At 71.3% G+C, this 23,767-nt stretch carries 22 protein-coding genes and 1 pseudogene; 9 read left to right on the top strand and 14 right to left on the bottom strand.

The features are described 5' to 3' along the window. Positions 1-13 precede the first annotated feature (13 nt). From prcB to OH768_RS49450, 4 genes are all read right to left on the bottom strand, one after another. Positions 14-868, bottom strand: coding sequence for a proteasome subunit beta (gene prcB, locus OH768_RS49465; RefSeq protein WP_406463799.1), 855 nt, complete (start codon positions 866-868; stop codon positions 14-16). A 73-nt stretch (positions 869-941) separates the two neighbouring features. Beyond that, a complete protein-coding gene (locus OH768_RS49460) occupies positions 942-1,895 on the bottom strand; it encodes a YbhN family protein (protein WP_406463798.1) in 954 nt (317 codons plus the stop codon). Then, positions 1,892-3,391 carry a hypothetical protein gene (locus OH768_RS49455; protein WP_406463796.1) on the bottom strand — a complete coding sequence of 500 codons (1,500 nt, stop codon included), beginning with the start codon at positions 3,389-3,391 and terminating at the stop codon, positions 1,892-1,894. Before OH768_RS49455 ends, OH768_RS49460 begins: the two co-directional genes overlap by 4 nt. A 212-nt stretch (positions 3,392-3,603) precedes the next feature. Next, on the bottom strand, positions 3,604-3,783 hold the full coding sequence (locus tag OH768_RS49450) for a hypothetical protein (protein WP_406463794.1): 180 nt from the start codon (positions 3,781-3,783) through the stop codon (positions 3,604-3,606). Positions 3,784-3,926: 143 nt separating this feature from the next. Between OH768_RS49450 and OH768_RS49445 the strand changes: the two genes are divergently transcribed. Both OH768_RS49445 and OH768_RS49440 read left to right on the top strand, forming a co-directional pair. Continuing rightward, positions 3,927-4,310 carry a BlaI/MecI/CopY family transcriptional regulator gene (locus OH768_RS49445; protein ID WP_406463793.1) on the top strand — a complete coding sequence of 128 codons (384 nt, stop codon included), beginning with the start codon at positions 3,927-3,929 and terminating at the stop codon, positions 4,308-4,310. Further along, a complete protein-coding gene (locus OH768_RS49440) occupies positions 4,307-5,200 on the top strand; it encodes a M56 family metallopeptidase (protein ID WP_406463791.1) in 894 nt (297 codons plus the stop codon). Before OH768_RS49445 ends, OH768_RS49440 begins: the two co-directional genes overlap by 4 nt. 45 nt (positions 5,201-5,245) lie before the next feature. Here OH768_RS49440 and OH768_RS49435 read toward each other — a convergent pair whose 3' ends face one another. Then, positions 5,246-6,025, bottom strand: coding sequence for a LysR family substrate-binding domain-containing protein (locus OH768_RS49435; protein WP_406463790.1), 780 nt, complete (start codon positions 6,023-6,025; stop codon positions 5,246-5,248). Positions 6,026-6,083: 58 nt separating this feature from the next. On the opposite strand from OH768_RS49435, the gene OH768_RS49430 reads away from it, so the two are divergent. Together OH768_RS49430 and OH768_RS49425 are read left to right on the top strand one after the other, a co-directional pair. Continuing rightward, positions 6,084-6,467: a DUF5997 family protein gene (locus OH768_RS49430; protein ID WP_406463788.1), complete on the top strand. Its 384-nt coding sequence runs from the start codon at positions 6,084-6,086 to the stop codon at positions 6,465-6,467. Between the two features lie 22 nt (positions 6,468-6,489). After that, positions 6,490-6,954: a GntR family transcriptional regulator gene (locus OH768_RS49425; RefSeq protein ID WP_406463786.1), complete on the top strand. Its 465-nt coding sequence runs from the start codon at positions 6,490-6,492 to the stop codon at positions 6,952-6,954. A gap of 169 nt (positions 6,955-7,123) precedes the next feature. Here OH768_RS49425 and OH768_RS49420 read toward each other — a convergent pair. Both OH768_RS49420 and OH768_RS49415 read right to left on the bottom strand, forming a co-directional pair. Beyond that, a pseudogene (locus OH768_RS49420) lies at positions 7,124-7,399 on the bottom strand (hypothetical protein); the annotation flags it as partial. Positions 7,400-7,413: 14 nt separating this feature from the next. Further along, positions 7,414-8,004: a TetR/AcrR family transcriptional regulator gene (locus tag OH768_RS49415; protein ID WP_406463785.1), complete on the bottom strand. Its 591-nt coding sequence runs from the start codon at positions 8,002-8,004 to the stop codon at positions 7,414-7,416. Positions 8,005-8,231: 227 nt separating this feature from the next. Between OH768_RS49415 and OH768_RS49410 the strand changes: the two genes are divergently transcribed. Continuing rightward, entirely contained in the window at positions 8,232-9,107 is an 876-nt protein-coding gene (locus OH768_RS49410) for an LLM class flavin-dependent oxidoreductase (protein WP_406463783.1), read from the top strand. 14 nt (positions 9,108-9,121) lie between these two features. Here the strand turns inward: OH768_RS49410 and OH768_RS49405 are convergent, their stop codons facing one another. After that, the gene (locus tag OH768_RS49405; RefSeq protein WP_406463782.1) at positions 9,122-9,517 is read right to left on the bottom strand and encodes a nuclear transport factor 2 family protein; all 396 of its coding nucleotides are present in this window, start codon (positions 9,515-9,517) and stop codon (positions 9,122-9,124) included. Positions 9,518-9,630: 113 nt separating this feature from the next. On the opposite strand from OH768_RS49405, the gene OH768_RS49400 reads away from it, so the two are divergent. Next, positions 9,631-10,296 (top strand): nucleoside/nucleotide kinase family protein, encoded by a 666-nt coding sequence (locus tag OH768_RS49400; RefSeq protein ID WP_406463780.1) that lies wholly within the window; start codon positions 9,631-9,633, stop codon positions 10,294-10,296. Between the two features lie 4 nt (positions 10,297-10,300). Here OH768_RS49400 and OH768_RS49395 read toward each other — a convergent pair whose 3' ends face one another. The 6 genes from OH768_RS49395 to OH768_RS49370 form a co-directional block, all read right to left on the bottom strand. Then, positions 10,301-12,136: a hypothetical protein gene (locus OH768_RS49395; RefSeq protein ID WP_406463778.1), complete on the bottom strand. Its 1,836-nt coding sequence runs from the start codon at positions 12,134-12,136 to the stop codon at positions 10,301-10,303. 51 nt (positions 12,137-12,187) lie between these two features. Further along, a complete protein-coding gene (locus tag OH768_RS49390) occupies positions 12,188-13,906 on the bottom strand; it encodes a hypothetical protein (RefSeq protein ID WP_406463776.1) in 1,719 nt (572 codons plus the stop codon). A gap of 2 nt (positions 13,907-13,908) precedes the next feature. Beyond that, the gene (locus tag OH768_RS49385; RefSeq protein WP_406463775.1) at positions 13,909-14,811 is read right to left on the bottom strand and encodes a carbohydrate ABC transporter permease; all 903 of its coding nucleotides are present in this window, start codon (positions 14,809-14,811) and stop codon (positions 13,909-13,911) included. Continuing rightward, positions 14,808-15,722, bottom strand: coding sequence for a carbohydrate ABC transporter permease (locus OH768_RS49380; protein ID WP_093623383.1), 915 nt, complete (start codon positions 15,720-15,722; stop codon positions 14,808-14,810). The genes OH768_RS49385 and OH768_RS49380 overlap by 4 nt, the downstream gene beginning before the upstream one ends. A gap of 123 nt (positions 15,723-15,845) precedes the next feature. Next, the gene (locus tag OH768_RS49375; RefSeq protein WP_406463772.1) at positions 15,846-17,168 is read right to left on the bottom strand and encodes an extracellular solute-binding protein; all 1,323 of its coding nucleotides are present in this window, start codon (positions 17,166-17,168) and stop codon (positions 15,846-15,848) included. 274 nt (positions 17,169-17,442) lie between these two features. Beyond that, the gene (locus OH768_RS49370; RefSeq protein WP_406463770.1) at positions 17,443-18,585 is read right to left on the bottom strand and encodes an ROK family protein; all 1,143 of its coding nucleotides are present in this window, start codon (positions 18,583-18,585) and stop codon (positions 17,443-17,445) included. A 295-nt stretch (positions 18,586-18,880) separates the two neighbouring features. Between OH768_RS49370 and OH768_RS49365 the strand changes: the two genes are divergently transcribed. The 3 genes from OH768_RS49365 to OH768_RS49355 all read left to right on the top strand — a co-directional run bounded on the left by OH768_RS49365 (position 18,881) and on the right by OH768_RS49355 (position 23,745). Further along, entirely contained in the window at positions 18,881-19,780 is a 900-nt protein-coding gene (locus OH768_RS49365; RefSeq protein WP_406463768.1) for an N-acetylglucosamine kinase, read from the top strand. A gap of 219 nt (positions 19,781-19,999) precedes the next feature. Continuing rightward, a complete protein-coding gene (locus tag OH768_RS49360; protein WP_406463767.1) occupies positions 20,000-21,928 on the top strand; it encodes a phosphatase PAP2 family protein in 1,929 nt (642 codons plus the stop codon). Between the two features lie 92 nt (positions 21,929-22,020). After that, positions 22,021-23,745 carry an ArnT family glycosyltransferase gene (locus OH768_RS49355; protein ID WP_406463765.1) on the top strand — a complete coding sequence of 575 codons (1,725 nt, stop codon included), beginning with the start codon at positions 22,021-22,023 and terminating at the stop codon, positions 23,743-23,745. The last annotated feature ends 22 nt before the right edge of the window (positions 23,746-23,767 follow it).

Genomic DNA, 23,767 nt, shown 5'->3' with positions numbered 1-23,767 from the left:
CGGACAGTCTCGCTCAGGGTGCGACGGTCGGTCCGTCCGGGTGGCTCCGGCGCCGTTCGACCATCTCGTGGGTCAGCGCCTCGGTCTCCGGCTCCGGCAGCCGCTCGAAACCGTCCTCGGTGATGACCGACACGATGGGGAAGATACGGCGGTTGATGTCGGGGCCGCCGGTGGCCGAGTCGTCGTCGGCCGCGTCGTACAGGGCCTGCAGCGCGGTCAGGGCCGCGTCGCGCCGGGACATGCCCTGGTGGAACAGCTTCTTCAAGGCACCCCTGGCATACGGGGAGCCGGAGCCCTCGGCGTGGAAGTCCGGCTTCTCGTAGGTGCCGCCGACGACGTCGAAGGTGAAGATGCGGCCCTTGGCGCCCTCGGGGGCAGCGGGGTCGTAGCCGACGAGAAGCGGTACTACGGCGAGACCCTGCATGGCCTGGCCGAGGTTCTGCCGGATCAGGCCGGCGAGGCGGGTGGCCTTCGCGTTGAGGGTCATCGGGATGCCCTCGATCTTCTCGAAGTGCGTCAGCTCGACCTGGTACAGCTTCACCATGTCGACGGCGAGCCCGACCGTGCCGGCGAAGGCGACCGCCGTGTAGTCGTCCGCCGGGTGCACCTTCTCCAGGTCGCGTTGCGCGATGACATTGCCCATCGTGGCCCTGCGGTCGCCGGCGATCAGTACGCCGTCGCGGTAGGTGAGCGCCAACACCGTGGTGCCGTGCGGGAATTGGCCGTCGGCCGCGCGGACGCCGTCCGGGAAGGGGCGGCGGGTGGGCAGCAGCGCGGGCCGGTGCGCGGTCAGGAAGTCGGTGAAGGACGAGGTTCCGGGAGTGAAGAACTCCTCGCCCAACCGTCCGTCGGTCTCATTCCCCGCCATGCAACTCCCCTTCACCCGTGGGTCAATAACGATGTCCTACCTGAACCAGCCGTGCCGAAAACACCAGTTGCGGTCAGAGGTCCTTGCGGCGGACCAGTACCCCGAGCACCAACAGGCCGGGGATCAGCGGCAGCCACACGGTGAGCAGCCGGTAGCCGAGGACGACGGACGCGGCGGCCGACGCCGTGGTTCCCGAGGCGGTGAGGGCGAAGACCAGGGCGGCGTCGAGGGAGCCGATACCGCCCGGGGTGGGCAGCAGGGCGGCGGCACTGCTCGCGGCGAGATACAGCAGCGCCACCCGGGCCGGGGACAGCGGCAGTTCGACGGCCTGGGTGACGCAGATCAGCACCAGGGAGTGCAGGGCCGCGAAGGCCAGCGAGCCGCCCCACAGGGCCACCGCCCGCTGCGGCCTGGCGTGCACGGCCCGGATGTCGGTCAGCACCGCCGCGAGCGCACGCCGACACCGGGGCCACAGTGGGCAGTTGAGCAGTACGGCCACCAGCACGACGACCGCGAGCACGACGCCCACCACTCCCACCGAGATGTGCGGGAGGCGCAGCACACCCGGGCAGACCGCCGTGAGGACGCCGATCAGCACGATCCGGACGACCACACCGGCGGTCGCCTTCACGGCGAGGGCGCTGGCCGAGCGGCCGACCGGGAGCCCGCAGCGCATCAGGAAGCGCAGGTTGACGGCGCCGGCGCCGAGTCCGGCGGGCAGCACGTGGTTGGCGGCCGACGCGGCGAGTTGCGCGGCCACCAGCCGTCCGCCGGGCAGCCGTTGGGGCACCGCGCCCTGCTGTGCGAGCGCCGAGGACACCCAGGTCCCGAGTGCGGCCGTCCCGGCCACCAGCAGCCACCCCTGATCGGCGACGGCGAGCCGCCCGGCCCCGTTCGCGAGCACGGGCCAGTGCCGCCGGAGCAGACAGACCACGGCCACGAGCACGCAGAGCGTCAACGCGGCCTGCCAGTAGGCACGTCGGCGACGGGTGCCGGTCGCCGCGGTGAGGGACGGAGGTGCCGTCATGCGCCTCCGTCCCTCTCGGCGGTCGGGGCGACGCGCAGATCCAGTGTGCCGTAGTGGTGGACGGGCCAGTCGTGGGCGTAGGCGGGTGGGCGGCTGCCGGCCGGTGTGATGTCGGCGACGGGCATACGGCGGGCGGTCCGGTCGATGACGGTCCGGTTGGTGTTGGCGTTGTGGCCCTCGGTCGCGGCGGAGGCGCAGCCCGTGTAGAAGGCGACCGGGATGGCGTCCTGCCCGGTGAGCAGGCACGGTGTGCGCACACCGAGGCGGTGGAGTTCGGCGGCGGTGCGGGACCAGTCGCGGTGCTGCGCGTTCGTACGGCTCACCGTGTGTTCCAGGACGGCGAGTTGGATCGCCAGATGCCCGGCGAGCCCCACCGCGAGCAGGGCCACCGCGACCCGCCGCCACGCTCCGGTCGGCCTGGTGACCAGCTGGATCAGCGCGTCGGCGACGGGGATCGCCACCAGCGCGTAGGCAGGCAGCAGGAAGCGCGGGGCCGCGTAGCCGATCATGAAGAGATACGGGAAGGCGGCGGTCGCGGCGCAGGCGAACGGCACGAGGGTGGGCTCGGTGCGCCGGGCGCGGACCGCGACGACCAGTCCGGCGACGGCGAGCACGGGCAGCACGAGCCACCAGACGTCGACCGCCGGGTTGGGCATGGCACCCGTGCACGGGCGGCACAGGGCGCGTCCGCCCAGGCTGCGCAGCTGGTCGGTGACCGCGAGGTGCCAGCCGAGTCCGCCTTCGATCGCCGAGGCGTCGTGCAGCCGCTGCGTCAGGCCGCCGTAGCTGACGTACGCCTCGACCACCCATTCCACGGCGCCGGAGGCGAGCCCGGCGAGGAGGACGGTGAGCAGCCGCCAGTGGCGTGCGCGGAGGCAGAGGGCGAGGAGGGGCACGGTCGCCCACACCGCGTCGGTCGGCCGCATCCACGCCATCAGGGACGCGCTCGCCGCCAGGCCCCACAGGGCGGCCCGGCCGGAGTGATCAGTCCCGGCGTCGCGGTCGGCGCGGGCCCGCAGGAAGCAGCCCGCCGCGGCCAGGGCGCCCACGGCGACCCAGTAGTTGGGCATGGCCTGCGGGCCGTAGAAGAGCGTCACCCAGAGGGAGGCGAAGAGGGTGCCCGCCAGGGCCAGGACGCGGACGGGGAACAGGGTGCGCCAGGTGCGGAGTGCGAGGAAGAGGGCTAGGCCGGAGAGGGCGGCGAGGTAGACGCGGAGCAGGGTGGTGGACGAGGACCAGGAGGTGACGGGGGCGACCAGCAGGGAGATGCCACGGGCCCGGGGCGCGCTGAAGAAGGCGGCGGGGGCGTGCGCGCTGATCTGGCTGACGTACACGGTCTCGTCCCAGCCGAGGCCCAACCCGGGGCGTACGAGCACCAGTTGGGCCAGCGCGAAGACGCCGGCCACCAGCGCGAGGGGGTACTCCGAGCGGCCGGACGCGGTCGGCGGTCCGGGCCGTCGGGTCCCGGCGAGTGTGGCGTACGTGCTGCCGGACATGACCCACCCTTCCCCCTACAGTTTGTAGGGTTACCGGCACCCTACAGCCTGTAGGAGTGGAGGCGGGAGCCGGGGAAAACATGGACAAACTATCCCGCCGCAGGGGTGGTCGCGGCCTGTAATTCAGCCAAGCGACTGACAGCCCTGTGCGCTCAGCCCTGGGCACCAGGGCTGCTTCCGGCAGATTGGGCGGCCTCTGGAGGCCGAACGCTTCACACTGGAAGACCGGAGACGATCAAGACGGCGTCCATGAAGTCGCGGGGATACCGGAAGGTGGTTCGGGCCGTGTCGGACCGGTGGGCGCCGGCCTCCGATCGGCCGAGCGGCTCGACCGTGGCAAGCCACCCGTCCGCGCCGACGGCGGCGAGTTCGCGCTCAGCCTTTTTGCCCATCGCGGGGGCGCAGCGGCACACCGGACGGAGTTCCTTCCACAAGGTCTCAGCAGAAATGGGCCGCTGACGCAGATCCCTTGCAGAGCCAGGTCAGAGCGCCGACGGTAGACCTATTGCACCCTACAAGCTGTAAGGTGTCACCCATGGCTGGCACAGACCCGCGGGCCCGGGCGGAACGGCGCAGCGCCGGTGAGCTGGAGAGCGAGGTCCTCGCCGCGCTCTGGGCGACCGACCGCCCCCTGACACCGGCCGAGATCCAGGCCGAGATCGACGGCCCCCTCGCCTACAACACCGTGCACACCATCCTCAAACGGCTCTACGACAAGGGCCTTGTGCTGCGGGACGCGGACGGGCGGCGTGGGGCGTACCGGCCGGCGAAGAACGCGGCCGAGCTGACCGCCGAGGCGATGCACGACGCGCTGGACCGGGGCCCGGATCCGATCGCCGCGCTCCAGCAGTTCGTGAGCGGACTGCGGCCCGAGGAGGAGAAGGCGCTGCGCGACCTGCTGGCCGGGGGCGCGGGATGAGGTTCGACGTCTACACGCCGTTGCCGCTGTCGGTGCTGCTCGCCGTGATCAGCCCGGCGATCGGCAGCCGGGTGGCTCCGGCGCTGGCGGCACGAGTACTGACCGCCGCCGCCGTGGTGACCGCGGCAGCCACCTGCTGGTCGCTGTTCCTGCTGGCGGCGACGCTCGTCGGTGACGCTCCGCCGATCGTCGCCGAGGCCCGGCAGGACGGGCACCGGCTGGCGGAACCGGTGCCCGAGGTGATCGGGATCGCGGCCGGCGTCGCCCTCGCCGTGCTCCTCCTGTCCGTCCAGGGTGCGGTGAGCACCGACCGCCGTACGCGGCGGGCGCTGCGGCGGCTGTGCGAGGGGCACCCGGCGGACACCGAGTTGATCGTCGCCGCCTCCCCCGAACCGCAGGCGTTCGCCATCCCCGGCACACCTGGCCGGATCCTGGTCACCGCCGGCATGCTGAGCGCCCTCGAACCGGCGGAACGCCGGGTCCTGCTCGCCCATGAGCGCGCCCATCTCGCCCACCGGCACGCCCTGTTGGTGACCGCGACGACGATCGCCGCCGCGGCCAACCCGCTGCTGCGGCCCGTGCGGGGCACGGTCACGTTCCTGGTGGAACGGTGGGCCGACGAGCGGGCGGCGGACGCGGTCGGCGACCGCGCCACCACCGCCCGCGCCCTGGCCCGCGCCGCCCTGAGCGCCGAACGCCCGCGCCCCGCCTGCGCGTTGGGCTTCACCGACCGTGCGGTCACCCGGCGGATCGCGGCGCTGCAGACCTCCCCGCCGCCCCGCCTGTGGCCCCTGGCGGCTGCCGTTCTCGCCTTGGGCGCGCTGCCCGTGCTCGGGGCGGCCGACGCGACGGACGACCTGTTCCGGATGCTGGCCGGAGTCCTCGTCTAGACGGAGGCAACCAGGTGCCTCCGCCTGAACAGACGGCCGTTGGCGTCAGCGGCCTCGGGGCTTGCCGCGCTTCGTTCCCTTGGCGCCGCCGGAGGAGCCGCGCGGGTTCTTGCCCGCCGTGCCGGTCTTGCCGGTCGCCTTTCCGGCGGCGGGCTTGCGGCGCGCCGGGGCTTCGGTGCGCTTCCCCTTCGTCTTCGGCTGGGCCGGTGGCGGGGTGCGACCCCGGGTGCTGTTGACCGTGCGGCCCCGGACGATGCCGATGAAGTCCTCGACGAGGTCAGTGGTCGCGTCCTCGGGCCAGGACAGGGCGACGTCCGACTGGGGGGCGTCCAGGACGGTCCGGTACGTGAGGTCCTTGCGGTGGTGCAGCCGGGCCAAGGACTGGGGGACATAGAGGATGCCGATGCCCGACGCCACGTGTTCCACGGCGTCCTCGGTGGTCGCGGGACGCTCGAACGCGGGCTCCCCGGGCGGCTGTTCCCAGCCGAGGACGTCGTCGAGGGGGTGGAGGACCACCTCGTCGGCGAGCTCGTCGACGGACACCTCTTCGGCCGCCGTCACGACGTGGTCCCTGGGGGCCACGACCACGGTCGCCTCGGTGTAGAGGGGGATCGCGCTGAGGACCGCACGGTCGACCGGCAGCCGTACGAGTCCGGCGTCGGCCTCACCGCGCCGCAGCACGTCGGACGCCTCGGCGGCCGGGACCGGTACGAGGGTCAGGGGGACGTCGGGCCGGCGCTCGTTCCAGATCCGCACCCACTTGGCGGGCGTCACCCCGGGGACGTACGCGAGCCGGAACGTGGGGGATGCTTCCGAGCCTGTCACCCCGCAAGGTTACCCGCCGTGGTCGGAGGCCTCTTACACGGTCGATACTCTTGACGGTATGAAGTCGCACCAGACCACCCAGACGATGAAGCCCGCCACGGCGGCGAAGAAGCTGGGTGTGTACCTAGAGGCCACACCCGCCGAGTTCCAGGAGGGTGACGTCTCCCGCGCCGAACTGAACGAGCTGCAGGCCAATCCGCCCGAGTGGCTGCGTGAGCTGCGCGCCAACGGCCCGCACCCGCGCCCGGTCGTCGCGGCCAAGCTCGGCGTGTCCATCGCCGGTCTCGCCCGTGGCGGAGTCACCGAGCCGCTCACCACCGAGCAGATCGAGGCGCTGAAGAAGGACGGCCCCGAGTGGCTGGAGAAGGAGCGCGCCACGCAGGCCGAGGTCCGCAAGGAAGCCGAGCGGATCAAGAACAAGAAGAACGCCGACAACGACTGACGGCCGCGGGACGAAGACGCGCATGGTGACGGTCGGCCCGGCCGGGACGGAGAAGCCCCTCGCGTTGTTCCGGCAGGTGGCGGCCGACCCGGGCCGGGAGATCGGCGAGGGCCGCTACGGCTCCGGCGGACGGCCGCCCGCCGAGGGCGAACTCGCCGAACGGTACGGCGTCTCCCGGGGCACGGGCACGGTCCGCCAGCCGATGGCCCTGCTGCGCACCGAGGGCCTGATCGCCTCGCGGCGCGGCACCCGACGGGTCGTGATCGGCACGCCGAGGCCGCAGAGCTTCGGCGAACTCCTCAGCTTCCCCCGCTGGGGGCGCTCGACGGGTGAGGAACCGGGCGGCCGGATCGTCGCCGCGGAGACCCGCCCCGCCGACGCCACCGAGCGCGAACGACTGCGGCTGCCGGCCGGCGCCGAGATCCACGCGGTACGGCGGCTGCGCACACTCTCGGGGCGACCGGTGACATCAACTCCGCGCCGCTGACCGGTCCGGGGCAGTGGCCGACATCGTGCAGCAGCGCGTCAGGCGCGCCGGCCTCCTCGCCACGGGCCACCGCCTGGAGCATGTGCTGGGCCAACGTGCCGGCCAGCGCGACGGCCTCGAACCCGTCCACCAGACCGGAATCGCCGCCGACCGCCGCGCTGGTCAGGCAGTGCAGCAGCTGGAGGGTGGGCACCGGGTCGCGGTACGGGTTGTCGGTGTGCGGGGTGATCCGGGCGCCGGTGAAGGCGAGGTTGTTGCCGTTCTCGCCACGCCGGTCGCGCCCAGCGGCCTCGATGCCGTAGGCGGTCCGCCGTACGGCGTCCTGCGCGAGGCCGGCGGGCAGCTCGGTGATCCGGAACGGCTTCTGCCCGTTGCGCGGGTCCCGGCATCGGGGGGGCAGGGGCAGTTGTCCCGCGGCCAGGTGAGCGGCAGGTCTTCTGCGCATGAACCAGACTGGCGTCAGCCCGGCAGGCGCAGGCCCGAGACGAGGACGTCGACCAGCCGGAGCGCGTCGTAGCGGTCGTCGCCCTCCGCGCCGACGCACAAGTTGCCGACGCCGCGCATGAGTTCGTAGGCGGTCAGGTCGGACCGGACCTCGCCGGCCGCGGCTGCCGCGTCGAACAGTTCGGTGCACACGGGCAGGAGGCGGTCGAGGAAGTAGGAATGCAGCGACTCGAAACCGGCGCTGTCGGACCGCAGCACCGAGGCGAGTCCGTGCTTGGTGACCAGAAAGTCGACGAAGAGATTGATCCACTCCCGTAGCGCGGCGTACGGGGTGGCACTGCTCGCCAGCAGCGCCGGTCCGGCTTCGGCGCAGGCCTCGACCTGGTGCCGGTAGACGGCGATGACGAGATCCGCGCGCGTCGGGAAGTGGCGGTAGATCGTGCCGAGTCCGACCCCGGCCTCGCGCGCGATGTCACGCACCGGCGCGTCCACGCCCGACGCGACGAAGACCTTGGCGGCGGCGTCGAGCAGGGTCTCCTTGTTGCGCCGGGCGTCCGCCCGCTTGGACTGGCCTGCACCCCCAGCATCCACGCCGTTCTCACTCACCGCGCACTTCCTCCATCTCGGGATTCACCGAACACGACTCACCGAACACGACTCAGCGAACAGGACTCAGCGAACAGGGCTTGCTAAACGGAACGTCGTTCCGTATCGTTCCGGAACGAGGTTCCGCTTAGTCATGATGTCAGAGCCGGGCCGGGCGACCAAGCCACACCTCCCACCCCACCGCCTCCCATCCCACCATCACGCCTTGTCGAAGGACGGACGGCACCATGCCCCACACCCCGCGACCCAGCTTCGGCATCATGACCGCCCCCATGCAGGTCGACTACCACGACCTCCTGCGTGTCTGGCGCGAGGCGGACACCGTCCCGGAGATCGAGCACGCCTGGCTGTTCGACCACCTCATGCCGATCGGCGGCGATCCGGACGGACCGGCGTACGAGGGCTGGACGCTCCTCTCGGCCCTCGCCGCGCAGACCCGCCGACTGCGGCTCGGCGTGATGGTGACCAGCAACCGTTTCCGGCCGCCGGCGCTGCTGGCCAAGATCGCCACGACCGTCGACATCGTCTCCGGCGGACGGCTCGACTTCGGCATCGGTGTCGGCTCCCGCCCGGACCATCCCCTGGCCCGGCGCGAGTACGCGGCCCACGGTCTCCCCTTCCACGACTCCGCGCACGCGGTGGCGAGCCTCGCCGAGGCCTGCACGGTGATCCGGCGGTTGTGGGCCGAGGAGCGGCCCTTCGACTTCCACGGCACCCACCACCACCTCACCGGAGCGTTCGGCAACCCCAAACCCGTCCAGCGCCCCCACCCCCCGATCCTCATCGGCGGACGCTCGGCCGCGACCCTCCGCGTGGTCGCCGAGCACGCCGACCTGTGGAACATCCCCGGCGGCGACATCGCGGACGCCGTCGCCCGCAGCGCGCTCCTCGACCGCTACTGCGCCGAGATCGGCCGCGACCCCGCCTCCGTCACGCGCTCGATCCACCTCTCCGTGTCGTACGACAAGCCGGAGGTCACCAGGGAGGCGATCCGCGAGGCGATCGACGCGGGCTTCCACCACATCGTCCTCGGACTGTCGGCGCCCTACCCCGCCGGTGTCGCCCGTTGGGTCGCCGACGAGCTGATCGACAAGACCGCCTGAAGGTCCCGCCCCCATCAGTCGTGCGGAAACGAGTGGTGTTCGTGCGCGACCCGCCAGCGGCCGTGCTCCTTGCGCAGGCCGAAGGTGAGCCGCAGGCGCAGCATGGGGTCTTCGGCGAGTTCCTCCGGGGTGCCGCAGCGGAGCAGGGCGTGGGCGTACGCGACATCTGTACCTGCCGTGATGTCGAGGGTGTCGATGTCGAAGCGGGCGCCCTGTGCCTGCCATTCGAAGAACGGCGGCCAGCTGGCGCTGTAGGCGGCGAGACCGTGGATGCCGGCGTGGGGTGGCGGGACGTCGTACATGACGAGGTCGTCCGTGTGGTCCGCCAGTACGCCGTCGAGGTCGCCGCGGTGGACGGCCTCGGCCCAGTCGGTGATCAGGGCGCGGATCTGTGTCGCGTCGTCGGGCATGGACGGCTCCTGTTCCTGTCCCCCACTCCATGGTCTCTCTGCTGACCGAATCCCCGATCTTCGGCGCGTCATCGCCCCGGACGGGCGACCGAGACGGATGGCACACTCTCCCTGTGCCACTGACCTTCGACGACCTCCTCACCCGCGCCACCGCTCTCGCCCGCCCCGGCCGGCGTGCCGTCCTCGGCATCGCCGGCAGCCCGGGCGCGGGCAAGACGACCCTCGCCGAGCATCTGGTGCGGGAGCTCAACGGCACCGGCGAGCCGTGGGTCGCGCACGTCCCCATGGACGGCTTCCATCTCGCCGACGTCGAACTGGACCGGCTCGGCCGCCGCGAGCGCAAAGGCGCGCCCGACACCTTCGACGCGGCCGGGTACGCGGCGCTGCTGCGGAGGCTGCGGGAGGAGACCGACGAGGTGGTGTACGCGCCCGGCTTCGAACGGGTCCTGGAGCAGCCGATCGCCGGCGCGATCCCGGTGCAGCCGACGGCCCGGCTGGTGGTGACGGAGGGCAACTACCTGCTGCTGGAGGCGGGTTCATGGGCGCGGGTACGGCCGTGTCTGGACGAGGTGTGGTTCTGCGAGGCCGACGAGGACGAACGCGTCCGCCGACTCGTCGCCCGGCACGAGGAGTTCGGCAAGGACCACGAGACCGCCGTGGCCTGGGTGTTGAGCACGGACCAGCGCAACGCCGGCCTTGTCGCCACGACGCGCGGCCGGGCGGATCTGGTGATCCCCCCGGCCGCGCGGCCCTCGCCGTACGGCGTGCCCCGCAGCTGAGGGCTCACGCGTGGAGCGTCAGCTCCGGCTCCCCGTGGGCGTCGCCCGCCGCGTCGCCGATCACCGCGGTGAACGCCTCGGTGCGGACGGTCAGTTCGCCGTTCTCACCGCTCGCGAACTCGGCGGTGAGCGGCCCGGTTCCGGGGCCGTACCGGACGACGAACACGTCCAGGTCCTCCGGTGCGCCCGGTGCCGGGTCGGCCTCCAGGGCCGTGGAGGTGACCAGGTGGCTCCAGCCCTCGTCGGGGTTGCCGTAGCCGCGCGGGTCGGCGGCGAGGGCGAACGCCGCCTCCTGCTGGGCGAGTTCGGAGCGGGCGTCGAAGTGGTCGGCGCCCTCGCCGGTCGGGTGGGTGAGGCGCAGGGTGCCCGCGGAGGTGACGTCGCCCTCCGCCGTCCTGCGCACCCGGTCCCCGTCGTCCGCCGCGTAGGGCAGCCCGGCGAGCAAGTACGGTGCTCCGTCGAGCCGTTCGACGGCTGCAGTCGTCCAAAGGCTCGTGCCGTCGGTGACGTACAGGGACCGGATGTGCCGCAGGACGTGGTCGCGGCCGACGACCGGTTTGGTGACCAGCTTGGCGGTGAGGCCGTCGGCGCGGACGTCACGGACCCGTACCTCGCCCATCGGGCGGCACAGCAGGAAGCCGTCGAGCACCGGCCCGAAGCCGTGCTGGCGGTTGACGGCCGCGGGCAGGTAGTACGTGCCGTCGGCCTCGACCACCGACGGGGTCATCTTGTTGTCGAAGGCCACCGACACTGTGCCGGCGCGGAGTTGGTGGCGGACCGCCTCCGTGGACGGGGTGCGGTGCCAGGGCGTGGTGTCCTGGATCTGCCAGACCAGCATCCACGCGAAGTGCCCGTCGACTCCCCCGTCGGGCTTGACCGCGTGCCGGGCCCAGCGGCTGTCGCCACGGTAGCGGCCGATGTCCGAGCCGATACGGGCGCCGAAGTAGCGCAGTCCGAGGACCGACTCGAAGGCGGAGTGCTGCTCGCTGTAGCGCGGACCGCCGTTGTCGAAGCCGCCGTTGGTGAGGCGGGCGTCGATGTAGCGGGCCAGCGCCTCCCCGTCCTCGGCGAATACGTCCTCGCCGCTGACGATGTGGGCCTTGGCGAGGAACGACAGGGAGATCGGGCCGTAGTTGTTGTCGTACGCTCCGCCGTGCTCGGGCGGGAGGAGGGCGCCGCGGTCGCTGACGCGGTGGGCGCGGATCTCGTCGTAATAGAGGCTCAGCGCGCGCTCGCGGACCGCCTTCCCCTCGTCGCCGTGCAGTTGGCGGGCCAGCATGAGACCGCCGACGACACAGCCGATCGCCTGGTTGCCGGCCTCCTGCGGATTGAAGAAGGTGGCCTCAGTCAGCCAACGCCAGTAGCCGAGCGCCAACTGGCCCAGTTCATATCGGAGTTCGTCGTGGATGATGCTGTCGCCCACCGCGACGACATTGACCACCTGGAGCAGCGCCCACACCGTGCTCGGCCAGTCGCCGATCGGGTGCGCTCCGGCTTCCAGGACGTAACGGGCGTACGGGAGACCGGAGTTGCGCACTTTCAGGTTCGGGTAGCCGGGGTTGTCTCCCGTGAACACCCGCTCACGGAGGTGGAAGTACAGGCTGCGCAGGGCTGCTTCTCGGAGGCGCGGGTCGTCAAGGCGCTGGTTGGCCAGGGCCAACAACGACGTGATCCCGAGCGAGGTGTCCCCGATGTCGTCGTAGCAGTCGGGGTGTTCGAGGTTGCCCTCCGGTGTGATGCGCCGCAGGGCCTGCTCGACGACGTCGGCGAGGACCTCGTCGTAGGCCTCCGGGGTGTCGGGGAGGTTGTGCAGCGGGCCGCGCTGGTGGAGGAGGTGCACGGGTGGATCAGCCCTTCATGCCGGAGGTGGCCGTGGCGTGGGTCGTCGGGGTCACAAGGCGGGTGCGGGGCGGCGGGCGCGCAGGGAGAGGCTCAGTGTCTGGGGGCCGTTTCCGCCGAGGTAGACGCGGTTCCCGGTCGTCGCGTTGGTGCCGCCCACCACCGTGTAGTCCTGGCCCGGGTCGTACCGTAGTACGTCGCCGCGGTCCGGCCCGGCGAGGGGTTCGCCCGCTTCGACGTCGACCTCGACGCGGATCTCGTCGTCGCCGACCCGGTAGGTCATCGGCCCGGTGGTCAGGCACCAGCGTCCGTCGCCGATCGGTGCGGCGCCCTCCGTAACTCCCCCTGGGCGGAAGGTCAGTTCGAGGCACCAGGGCACCCGTGGTCCGCTGATGTCGATGCGCAGATCGGCGCCGTCCTCCCGCAGGTCCGCTTCGACGCGGGTCGTGTGGGAGACCTCGTCCCGGGGCCGGTCGGGGAAGGCCAGCGCGGCCGAGAAGCGGCCCTCGTCCGCCATACGGTAGGCGCCGTCGTCGCGTCGCCGGTCCGGCGGGAGCGGCTGGTAGTAGGCGGCCGTCAGGGTCTCGGTGAGCCGGTACCGGTTGTCGGCGAGCTGCTCCATGTCGGCGGCGCGGAACGGCCCGAGGTCGAAGAAGCCCCGGGAGAGGCGGACCGCGTCGAGGACCGCTTCGCCCGCGAACAGCCGTAGGAAGGTGGGATTGCAGGCGAGGCCCGAGCGGATGCGCCGGTGCTCGGGCACGTCCGAGCCGCCGTACAGGACGCTGTGCGCGGTGGTGGAGGTGCGTGAGGCGAGACGGGCCGTGGTGATGTACCGGTGGCGGGGAAGGGGTTCCGGCTCCGGCGTCGGCAACTCGCGGCACAGGTCGGGGGTGAGGAGGGTTTCGGCGAGCAGGTCGGGGTCGTCGATGCCGCCGGACGCCGCCCAGTGCGCCGCTCGGCCGAAGTCGCCCCGGCCGGTGCGGATCGCGAGCAGCCGATAGTGCGCGAGGTAGGGCGCCAGTGGGAACCGCCCGTGCTGGTCCTGGCGCCGCGAGTGGACGGTTTCCACCGTGCCGTCGGGTCTGATGAGGTCCAGGGTCGCGGTGAGGTTGCGTTCGACGGCGTCCCGCAGGTCGGGGCGGTCGAGGACGTCGGCCAGGAGCAGCAGTGACGGGTTGGAGACGTGGGAGGCGTAGACGGCGCTGCGCTCCGAGTACAGGCCCTCCGCGTCGATGTCGACGCCCTCGGCGAGCCACTGCTCGACGCGGTCGAGCAGCCGGTCGTCGGGGAAGGACCGGTGCAACCGGGCCAGTGCCGCGCACAGTTCCCAGCGGTGGTTCGGGGTGTGCACCCCGCCCACCACAAGGCTCTCGGACGCCGCGCCGGCGATCTCGGCGAGCGCGGCCGTGACGTCGCGCAGTTCCGGACCCGCGCCCGCGGCGAGGACGTGCGCGTCGCACACGTCGTTGACCGTGAACGCGGAGTCCGGCGGTGACTGCACGTTGTCGCCGCCCGCGAAGAGGCCGGTGCCGGTCTGCGCGGTCCGGAGGGCGCCGAGGTGGGCCAGCGTGGCGGCCACGGCATACCCGCTGCCGTGCAGAGCCGAGTCCGGGGAACGGTAGGCCGCGACCAGAGTCTTCACCCGGCGGGCCAGAGCGCGGTGGGTCACTCCGGCAAGCTGCCCGTCGGGGTCGGCCGCCGGCGGGGCCGCCGACCGGTCGGCGGCGCCGGCCACCGCGCGGACGAACTCGTGGTCGAGCGGGGTGGACAAGGTCAGTCCTTCAGGCCGGCGTTGATGTCGGCGCCCATGACGTAGCGCTGGAAGACCAGGAAGATGACGATCAGCGGGATCATCGAGATGACCGAAGCGCCCAGCAGGACCGACCAGTTGATGTTCTGCGCGCCGACGATGCTCTGGATGCCGATCTGCACGGTGAACTTGTTCGGGTCGTTGAGCATCAGCAGCGGCCAGATGTAGTCGTTCCACCGCCACTGGAAGGACAGGATGGCGAGGGTCAGCATGATGGGCCGGGAGAGCGGCACCATGATCCGCAGGAAGATCGACAGTTCGCGGGCGCCGTCGATGCGGGCGGCTTCCACGAGTTCGTCGGGGACCGTGATGAAGAACTGGCGGAACATGAAGCAGCCGGTCGCGGTGAGCACGGCCGGGAGGATGATGCCGGCGAACGAGTTGTAGAGGCCGAGGTTGCGGACCACCAGGAACTCGGGGGCGAGCATGACCTCGCCGGGCAGCATCGTGGTGGCCAGGATGCAGATGAAGAACGCCTTGAGCCACTTGTTGTCGTACTTGGCCAGCGCGTACCCGGTGCAGCAGCTGACGCCCACGGTGAGGATCGTCGTGATGACGCACACGATGGTCGTGTTGATGAAGTACTGGGAGAAGTTGGCGCTGCGCCACGCCTGGGAGTAACCCGAGAAGGTGGGGTGGTGCGGAATGAAGGTCAGCGGATACGAGAACAGGTCCCCGGCCGGCTTGAGGGAGCTGAGGATGAACCACAGCACCGGCAGCCCGTAGAGGCACGCCAGGACCCACAGCAGTGTCGTCGCGGGCACCGCACGCCGGAGACCGCCGTCGCGCGAGTTGCGGGGCCGCTTCTTGGAGACGGCCCGTCCGGGACCGGCGTCGACCGGGCGGGGCGTGTCTGTGGTTGTCATCGGTTCTCCACCCGCCGGTTGACGATCAGCTGGATGATCGCGACGGCCATCAGGATGAGCATGAGCACGAACGACGCGGCGCTCGCGTAGCCGATCTGGCCCCGTTGGAAGCCGGTCTGATAGATGTACTGGACCAGCAGGTTGTTCGAGGTTCCGGGTCCGCCGTTGTTGAGGGAGACGAACACCGGGTACTCCTTCATCGCGTTGATCGTGTTGAGCAGGATCACGATGAACGAGGTGGGCGCGATGCTCGGCAGCGTGATGCTGATGAACTGGCGCCAGGGGCCGGCGCCGTCGAGCGAGGCCGCCTCGTAGTAAGACACCGGCACGTTCTTGATCGCCGCGATGAACAGCAGCATCGAGAAGCCCGTCCAGGCCCAGGACGCCGCGAACACCACCACGATCAGCGAGAGGTCCGCGTTCGACTGCCACGGAACGGCCGACCCGCCGAGCTTCTCGATGACGTAGTTGACCAGTCCGAAGTTCTCACCGAACAGCCACCGCCACAGGACACCCACGACGATGGGCGACAGCAGCCACGGGATGAAGAAGATGACACGGGCTACGGACGCGCCCTTGGCGTGCTTGTTCACCACCAGGTTGGCGGCGAGCAGCGAGAGTGCGAAGTTCAGCGGCACGAAGAGCACGGCGTACAGCAGCGTCCGGGTCAGCGCGTCGTAGAAGGTCGAGTCCCCGAACAGGTTGTGGTAGTTGTCCAGTCCGATGAACTGGAACGCCCCCACACCGGTGTAGTTCGTGAAGGAGTAGACGAGCCCGATCACCGCCGGCCACACGAAGAACAGCGCGAAGAGCACGACATTGGCCGCGATGAGGACCAGCGGCGCGAGGGTGTAGGTGCTGCGTCGTTTCCTGGGCGGCCTCACGGACACGTCCGCGGCGCTTTTTGTCATCTTCCTGACTTCCGTGCTGGTGGATGGATTGCTGTGGGCTCACGCCGTGAGCCCGGCATCACGCGGGCGGCCAGGGCCGGGCGGCGGTGTTCGATCCCGCCGCCCGGGCCCTTGGCCCTACGATCAGCCGCCGACCGCCGTGTTGTAGCCGTCCACGATGTTCTGCAGGGCCTTGTCGACCGACTGCTGGCCGTTGATCGCCTTGCCGAGCTCCGTCTTGGTCGGGTCGGTGGCGAGGCTCTTGCCCTTCAGCACCCAGGCCGTCTGCGCGCCGTTGAAGTAGCCCGAGATCGGGGCGTACAGCGGGATCTCCTCGTTGTACAGCTTGAACGCCGCCTGCGCCGCCGCCGACTTGAAGGGGTACTTCGGGCTCAGACCGCTCTCGACCGGGAGGAACCCGGAGGTCTCGACCAGCTCGGTGTACTGCTTGGGCTCGTACACCCAGGACAGGAACTTCTTCGCGGCGGCGGACGCTGCGCTGTTGTTGTTGAAGCCCACCATCATGCCGCCGCTGTTGACGTCACTGGCCTGCACCGGCTGGGCCGGGGTGGGGACGCTCGCCCAGTCGAACTTCTTGATGCTGTCCGCGAAGGAGGCGACCTGCCAGACACCGGACCAGTAGGCGACCACGTCACCGCTCTGGAACATGGCCGACGGGTCGGCGCCGCTCGTCCACACCGACTTCGGCATGGTCTTGTCGTCGTTCAGACCGACGAAGTACTTCACGGCCTTCTTGGTCGCGTCGTCCACCGAGAACTTGCCGGAGGAGTCCGCGTGGACGTACTGGCCGCCCATCTCGTACACCATGGCGCGGAGCCGGGACGGCGACTGGTCGAAGGTCAGGGAGTACTTGGCGCCGGTCTTCTCGCGGACCTTGTTGGCCGCCGCGATGAACTCGGTCCAGGTCCAGGTGTTCGAAGGCGAGGCCGGCACGGCGACGCCGGCCTTCTCGAACAGCGACTTGTTGATGAACAGGCCGGACGCGGTGACGTCCGAGGGGATGGCCAGCACCTTGCCGGACGAGTCCTTGGCGAGGAAGTTGGAGTTGATGTTGTTGGCCTTGTTGCCGGTGATGGAGCTGAGGTCGATCAGCTTGCTCGACCAGATCGGGTCAAGGGCGGGCACGTCCGCCACGTCGGGCAGCGAGTTCGCCTGCGCGGCGTTGTGCAGCTTCGTCGGGTACCCGTCGTAAGGGATGTTGACGAGCTTGACGCTGACGCCCTCTTCCTTCTTGTACTGCGCCACCAGCTTCTTCCAGCCCGCGTCCTGGCCCGGGACCGTGGAGATCCAGAAGGTCAGCGACTTGGAGGTGCCGCCCGAGCCGGACCCCGACCCGCAGGCGGCGAGGAGCAGGGCTCCTGCCGTGGCCGCGGCAGCGAGAGGAACCATGCGGCGCACGCCGCCGTGGACGAGTCGGCGGGAGCGCCGCGCACTCACTCTGGTCATCTTCGATCCCTTTTCTTCGTAGCGGAGGAAGCACGGCGCCATCCGAGGCGGCACAGGTGCATTCTGCAGAAAGGTTCGCTTTCCGGGGGCGTGGCCTCGCCCGGCCTCGCCGTTCTGACGGGTGGCATCCCCGGCCCTCTCGGCCGCTGCCGCACAAGCACACCCTGGTGCGGTTGCCGTACTTCTCGTACGGGCGGGAGGCTCACTCCGAGTCGACGTCCCGGCCGACTTAGAAAGCGCTTGTCCGGACATTGGCAGACCGAGTCCGAGGCCGTCAATCCTTCACCCCCGCGGCATCGGTCACGGTTTGGACTCCTCTGGCGACCGCGAGCCGCGCGGCGCCCACCACGGTGCCGAGATCGCCGACCGTGCTGCTCACCACCTCGGTGGGCCAGCTCAGTCGCCCCAGCTCGGCCCGCACCCCGGGCAGCAGCTGCGGGTCCGTGCCGGTGCTGCCGCCGAGGACGATCAGTCCCGGGTCCAGTACGGCGGCCACGGCGGCGGCGAGTCTGCCCACGTCCGCGGCGTGCCGGCCGACCAGGGCGGACGCCGTGCGCTGCCCCTGCGCGGCCAGCGCGAACAGCTGGTCGGCGGTGTCGGGGCAGGGCCCGTCTGCGTTCTTGTCGGCCCGCCAGGCTTCGGCGGCCCGGCGCAGCAGCGAGCGGGCGCCGACGTACTCCTCCAGGGCCTCACGGCGGGGCTCCACGGCGTCGTCCCACGGGTAGGGCAGCCGGGCCAGCTCACCGGCCGCGCCGTTGGCGCCGCGCAGCACATGGCCGCCGACGACGATGCCGAGACCGATACCGACGCCGATCCGCAGATAGCCGAAGGTGTCGCGACCCCGCGCGGCACCCTCGTGCAGCTCGGCGAGCGCCGCGCAGTTGACGTTGTTCTCCAGGTGGACGGGTACACCGGGCGGCAGGGCGACCGTCATGGCGTCGAACACCGGGCCCGCCTTGGCGGTCGCGGGGCGCATCCCGGCGCCCGCCCGGTTCCGCGCGGCGACGTCACCGACGGCGACGACGACCGTGCGCAGCGGGGTGCCGACGGGCAGCGCGTCGAGGGCCTCGCGCACGGCGTCGGCCGCGTCCTCGCGGGACTCGGTGGCCTCGGCCAGCAGGGTGCCGTCGAGGGCGCAACCGCGCACCCGGGTGAGGGCGGGACCCAGGTCGACGGCGAGTACGGCGCCGGCGGCCGGGCCCAGCCGGTAGACGGCGGCGTTGCGGCCCGTGCCGCCCGACGCGGTACCCGAATGGGCGGCGAGCTGGACGTTCTCCAGTTCCACGACGGCGGAGGACACCGTCGGCTTGGACAGGCCGGCCAGGCTCGCGAGCTGCGGGCGGGTCGCGCTGCCGGCTCTGGCCAGCACCTCGAACACCGCGCTCGCGCTCTCGGTCAGCCGAGACGCCCGCGCCACGACGTGTTCCACACTTCCCCCAGTTCACAGGCCGCGCGCCCGGCGGATTTCGATGGGCTGCGGCGATGGGATGTCCTGGCGTCACGCGGGCCCGGACGGTACCTCCCGTTGCCTGATACGCGATGCCTCTTGACGCACTGTACTTCGTTAGTTAACTTCCTAACGAACGTCACGGTACTCGCCTGCCGTGGTCCGTCAGAAGCCCGTCCCGGGGCTTCCCTAGTGCTTCAACTTCCGTCCCCCCGGACACGGTTCGCCCACCGTCGCAGCACAGCGCAACGACGAAAGAGGTTCCGTGCAGGACTCCACGCCCCTCGTGGTCGGCATCGACGTGGGTGGCACCAAGACACATCTGCGCGCCTGCGCGGGCTCGGATGCCGTCGCCGACCACGTCCGCGCCAGCAGCGGCTGGCGGCCGCACGACATCGCGACCGCCGCCGACTGGCTGACCGCACTCGTCCATGACGCCCTGCCCGCACACGCGTGCCCGTCCGCGGTCGCCGTGGGCGGGCACGCGTGCGAGACACCCCGCCAGTGCGCCGAGATCCGGGCCGCCCTGGAAAAGCGTCTCGGGATTCCCGCTCTCGTCGTGGGGGACGCCGAACTGCTCGTCCCCGCGGCCGGGTTGGACAAGGGGGTCGGCCTGGTGGCCGGCACCGGTTCCGTCGCGGTGGGCCTGCTCGCCGACGGCAGCCGGCTCCAAGTGGGCGGCTGGGGCGCCGTACTCGGCGACGAGGGCGGCGCCGCCGGTCTCGTCCGCGAGGCGGCCCGCGCCGCCTGGGCCGCACACGACCGGGGCGAGGCCCCGGACCGACTCGCCCTGGGACTCGTCGAGGCGTTCGCGGTAGCCGAAGTGCCCGCGCTGGGCGCCGCGTTGGAAAGCGCTTCCGACGTCTCCGCCGACTGGGGCCGCCACGCCCGCGTCGTCTTCACCGCCGCCGACGCCGGCTCGCCCCTCGCGCGCGAGGTGATAGCCGAGGCCGGTCAGTCACTCGCCGCACTCGTCGTACGGCTCGCCGAACGCGGCGTCCCCGTCGACGACGTGGTGGTCGCGGGCGGCACCGTCCTCGCCCAGCCCCGCCTGTACGAAGCCTTCACCACCGCGCTCGCCGAGCGGGTGCCGGGAGCACGGCCGCAGCCCATCCGGGTACCGCCCGTCGAGGGCGCGGTGGCGCTGGCCCGATCGATCCTGTGAACCGCGCGGCCCCCGTTCACCCGGAGGTCATGCGACGGACGCCGAACCCCCTCCGCCGGGACACGGCCCGCCGCAAATCTTCGCACGTACGCACCAGTTGACGTATGCGCTTTCTCGCGTCGTACGGTGCACCCCGAACCACAGCCGATCGCACGACCCCTCCCTGGTCCCACGACCTCACCGGCCTCTGCGGCCGTAGAACTCAAGAGAGGCACACCCATGCCGTCACCCGCCGGGCACCGCACGGACGCCGGTCGACTCGCCGTGAACAGACGTGGATTCCTCAAGACCTCGCTCGGCGCCTCGGCCGGTGTGGTCGCCGCGCCGACGCTGGTCGGCTGGCTGGCAGCGGCGGACGCCAAGGCCGCCACGGCTCCGCTCGCGTTCGTGGACGACTACAAGACGAACGTCATCGCGAACCTCACCCCCGAGACCAACGCCGTGGTCCGGGTCCTCGGCGGCATGGCCCGGATATGGAAGACGGGTGCCGCCTGGAACACCGGCACCCCGCTGCGGCCCGAGATCCTGCGCGCCAACATGCGGTACTGCATCGACCTCACCGCCCGCCGCACCGAGGCACAGGCCAAGGAGGCGTTCCTCTACGACCGGCAGCACCAGAGCTACGCGATGATCGCGGGCCTGGGTCCGCTGGCCGACCTGTACAAGTCCGGTGCCCTGGCGGTCACTTCGATCACCAGCGCCCCGGACGGCACCCCGGCGACCACGATCAACGACGCCGTCCCGGCCGACGCGCCCGCCGGTGCCGCGCTCGGCGCCGGCTCGCACGTCTCCGCGCTCGGCAAGGTGGCCGAACTGGTCGACACCCTGCGCGGCAACTACGCGTCGGGCAACCCGAGCAAGTACGCCTACCAGTACCCGCGTCCGTGGCGGATGAACGAGAAGAGCGAGGTCGTCGACACCGGTGCGGTCGACTCGCTCGGCTACCCGGTCTACGACTCCAAGGTGGTCGTCGCCCCTCAACTCCTGCGCCAGCGCAGCACTTCCCCCGTCGACGACGGCGGGTTCCCCAGCGGTCACACCAACGCCTTCCACCTGGCGGGCCTCGCCTACGCGTACGCCGTGCCGGAGCGCTTCCAGGAACTGGTCACCCGCACCCTGGAGTTGAGCCACACCCGGATCATGGCCGGCATGCACTCCACGGTCGACGTCATCGGCGGTCGCATCATGGCCACCGCGCTGGCCGCCGCCACCCTCGCCGACCCGGCCCACGCCGAACTCAAGGCCGCCGCCCGCGCCCAGGCCCTCGCCTACTTCGAGGCGAAGACCGGCACGACGGCGGACACCCTGTACGCCTACGCGCACTCGGCGACCACCGCGACCGACCCGTACGCGGACCGGACCGCCAACTCCCGTGTCGTGCAGCCCAAGTTGACCTACGTCCTGACCCGCAGCGGCCGTGACACGGCACTGACCGTGCCCAAGGGCGCGGAGGTCCTGCTGGAGACCCGGCTGCCGTACCTCGACGCGGCCCAGCGGCGCGAGGTGCTGCGCACCACCGCGCTGCCCTCCGGCTACGTCCTGCTCGACGGCTTCGAGCAGTGGGGGCGCCTCAACCTCTTCGCGGCGGCGGACGGTTACGGCTCCTTCGACTCCGATGTCGTCGTCGCCCTCGACGCGACGGCCGGGGGCTTCGGCGCGGCCGACGCCTGGCGCAACGACATCGACGGCTGCGGCGGCCTGACCAAGCAGGGCACCGGGACGCTCACGCTGACCGGGCACAACGCGTACACCGGCGGGACCGTGCTCAAGTCCGGTGCGCTGGTGGCCGGTTCGGCGCACGCGCTCGGCCACGGTGACGTGAGCGTGCTCGGCGGCTCGCTGCGGGTCTCCGAATCCGTGCAGATCCACGGCACCTACGCCCAGCAGTCCGGCACGCTGGAGGTCACGCTGCGCGCGGGCCACCAGCCCGCCGTCGAGGTCACCCGGCGTGCGACCCTCGGCAAGGGCAGCGCGCTGTCCCTGCGGCTCGACGCCGAGCACCCGCCGGCCGCCGGTTCCACGGTGCGCGTCCTGGGCGCCTCGGCGCTGCGCGGCCAGTTCGACGACATCACGCTGAACTCGGACAAGCTGCGGGCCGTACCCGTGTATACGGCGGAAGGTCTGTCGGTACGACTCCTGAAGCGGTGACGCCCCTGGTGGCGGGAGCGATGCGACAGTAGGGCCATGACCCGGCTCCACATCGCTCCCGCCACCGAGCGGCCGGCCTCACCGCAGGGCGGATGATGGCGCGCGAACAGCACTCGGTCCTCGACCCCGGCACGCTCGACGACGGCGGCGGGCCTCCGCTGCCGCGCGCGACGGAGAGCCGGCCGGCCCGCCTCCGCGCCGGGCTGCGGCGCCACCGGCGGTGGCTGCTGCCGCTGCTGGTGGCGCTGCTCCTCGCGCAGATGGCCGCCGTGATGGTCACGACCGCCGTACAGCAGACACCGACCATCGACGAGCCGGTGTACGTGGCCACCGCCACCGTCTATCTGCGCGAGCACAGCCTCGACTACAACCCCGAGCACCCGCCCCTCGGGAAGCTGCTGATCGCCGCCGGGATCGCCCTCGCCGACCCGCACTTCGACGCCTCCTACAAGGGCGACCAGGGCGAGTTGGGCCGCCATCTGCTGTACGAGTCGGGCAACGACCCCTGGCGGCTGATGTTCTGGGCCCGGCTGCCGGTGATCGTGCTGACGCTGCTGTTCGGGCTGGTCGTGTTCGCCTTCGCCCGTGAACTCGTGGGCGCCGCACGGGGGTTGGTGGCACTCGCCGTCTACGCCTTCTCCCCCGATGTCATCGCACACGGCTCGCTGGCCACCCTGGACGTGCCGGAGGCGGGCTTCCTGCTGACCTCGGTGTGGCTGCTCTGGCGGGCCCGGCGGCGGCCCCGGCTGTACGTCCCGCTCGCGGGCGCCGCGCTCGGTGCGGCCGTGGCGACGAAGATGAGCGCCCTGCCAACCGTACCGGTGCTGATGCTCCTGGCCGTGGCGTCGGTGTGGTCCGCCCGCCGTCCCGCCGACCGTGACGCGCGGCGGCGGACGCTGCTCCTCGGCGCCGCGAGCGCGGTGGTCGTCGCGCTGCTGGCGATCGCCGTCGTATGGGCGTCGTATCTGGTAGTGGACCCCCGTCTGCGGTTCGCGTCCACGGAACCGGTGCCCGCCGTCCACGGGCTGCGGGGGCAGGTGGTCGAGCTGCTGCCGTTCCCGCGGGCATTCCTCGACGGGATGCGCATCCAGTTCGGTCTGGAGGACTACCCGTGGCAGGGCTTCCTGTTCGGGCACCTCTACACCGGGTCCCACTGGTACTACCTGCCCGCGGCGCTCCTGGTGAAGACCCCGCTCGGCATGCTCGCCCTGTGGACGGCGGGTGCCGTCACGGTCGTGGCGGTACGGCGGCTGCGGCCGGCGGCGCCCTATCTGCTCGTGCCCACCGCGGTACTGCTGGCCGCGGCGATGGACGGCTCGCGGGACTTCGGTACGCGGTACGCGATCTTCGTGCCGATGTTCCTGGCGGTCACGGCGGCCTGTGTGCCGGTGCTGCGGTGGCGGTGGGCCGCGCTGTCCACGGGGGTGCTGGTGGCGTTCGTCGCGGTCAGTTCGCTGCGGACGTTCCCCTACTATCTGCCGTACTCCAACGAGGCGTTCGGCGGTCCGGCGAAGACCTATCTGCGGCTGCACGACTCCAACGTGGACTGGGGCCAGGACCTCGGCCGGCTCGCCGACCGGCTCCGTGAGCGCTACCCGGGCGAGCGGATCTGGCTGGTCTACAAGGGCAGCGGTGTGCCGTCGTACTACGGCATCGAGTCGTCCGATCCGCGCAAGGTAGGGGTGCGCGAGGTGCACGGTCTGCTGGTCGTTTCGGACACCTCGATCGACAAAGCTCAAGGGAAACTGGCCGAGTTGATCGACAGCAGTCGCCCGATCGATCAAGTCGGTCATTCGATCACCATTTACCGGCGCTGATCGCCCTCTGGTCACAACGCTC

Source organism: Streptomyces sp. NBC_01622, from assembly GCF_045209635.1.
Taxonomy (GTDB): Bacteria; Actinomycetota; Actinomycetes; order Streptomycetales; family Streptomycetaceae; genus Streptomyces.
The sequence above is the reverse complement of the archived record's forward strand: the minus strand, read 5'-3'. Positions and strand labels throughout refer to the sequence as shown.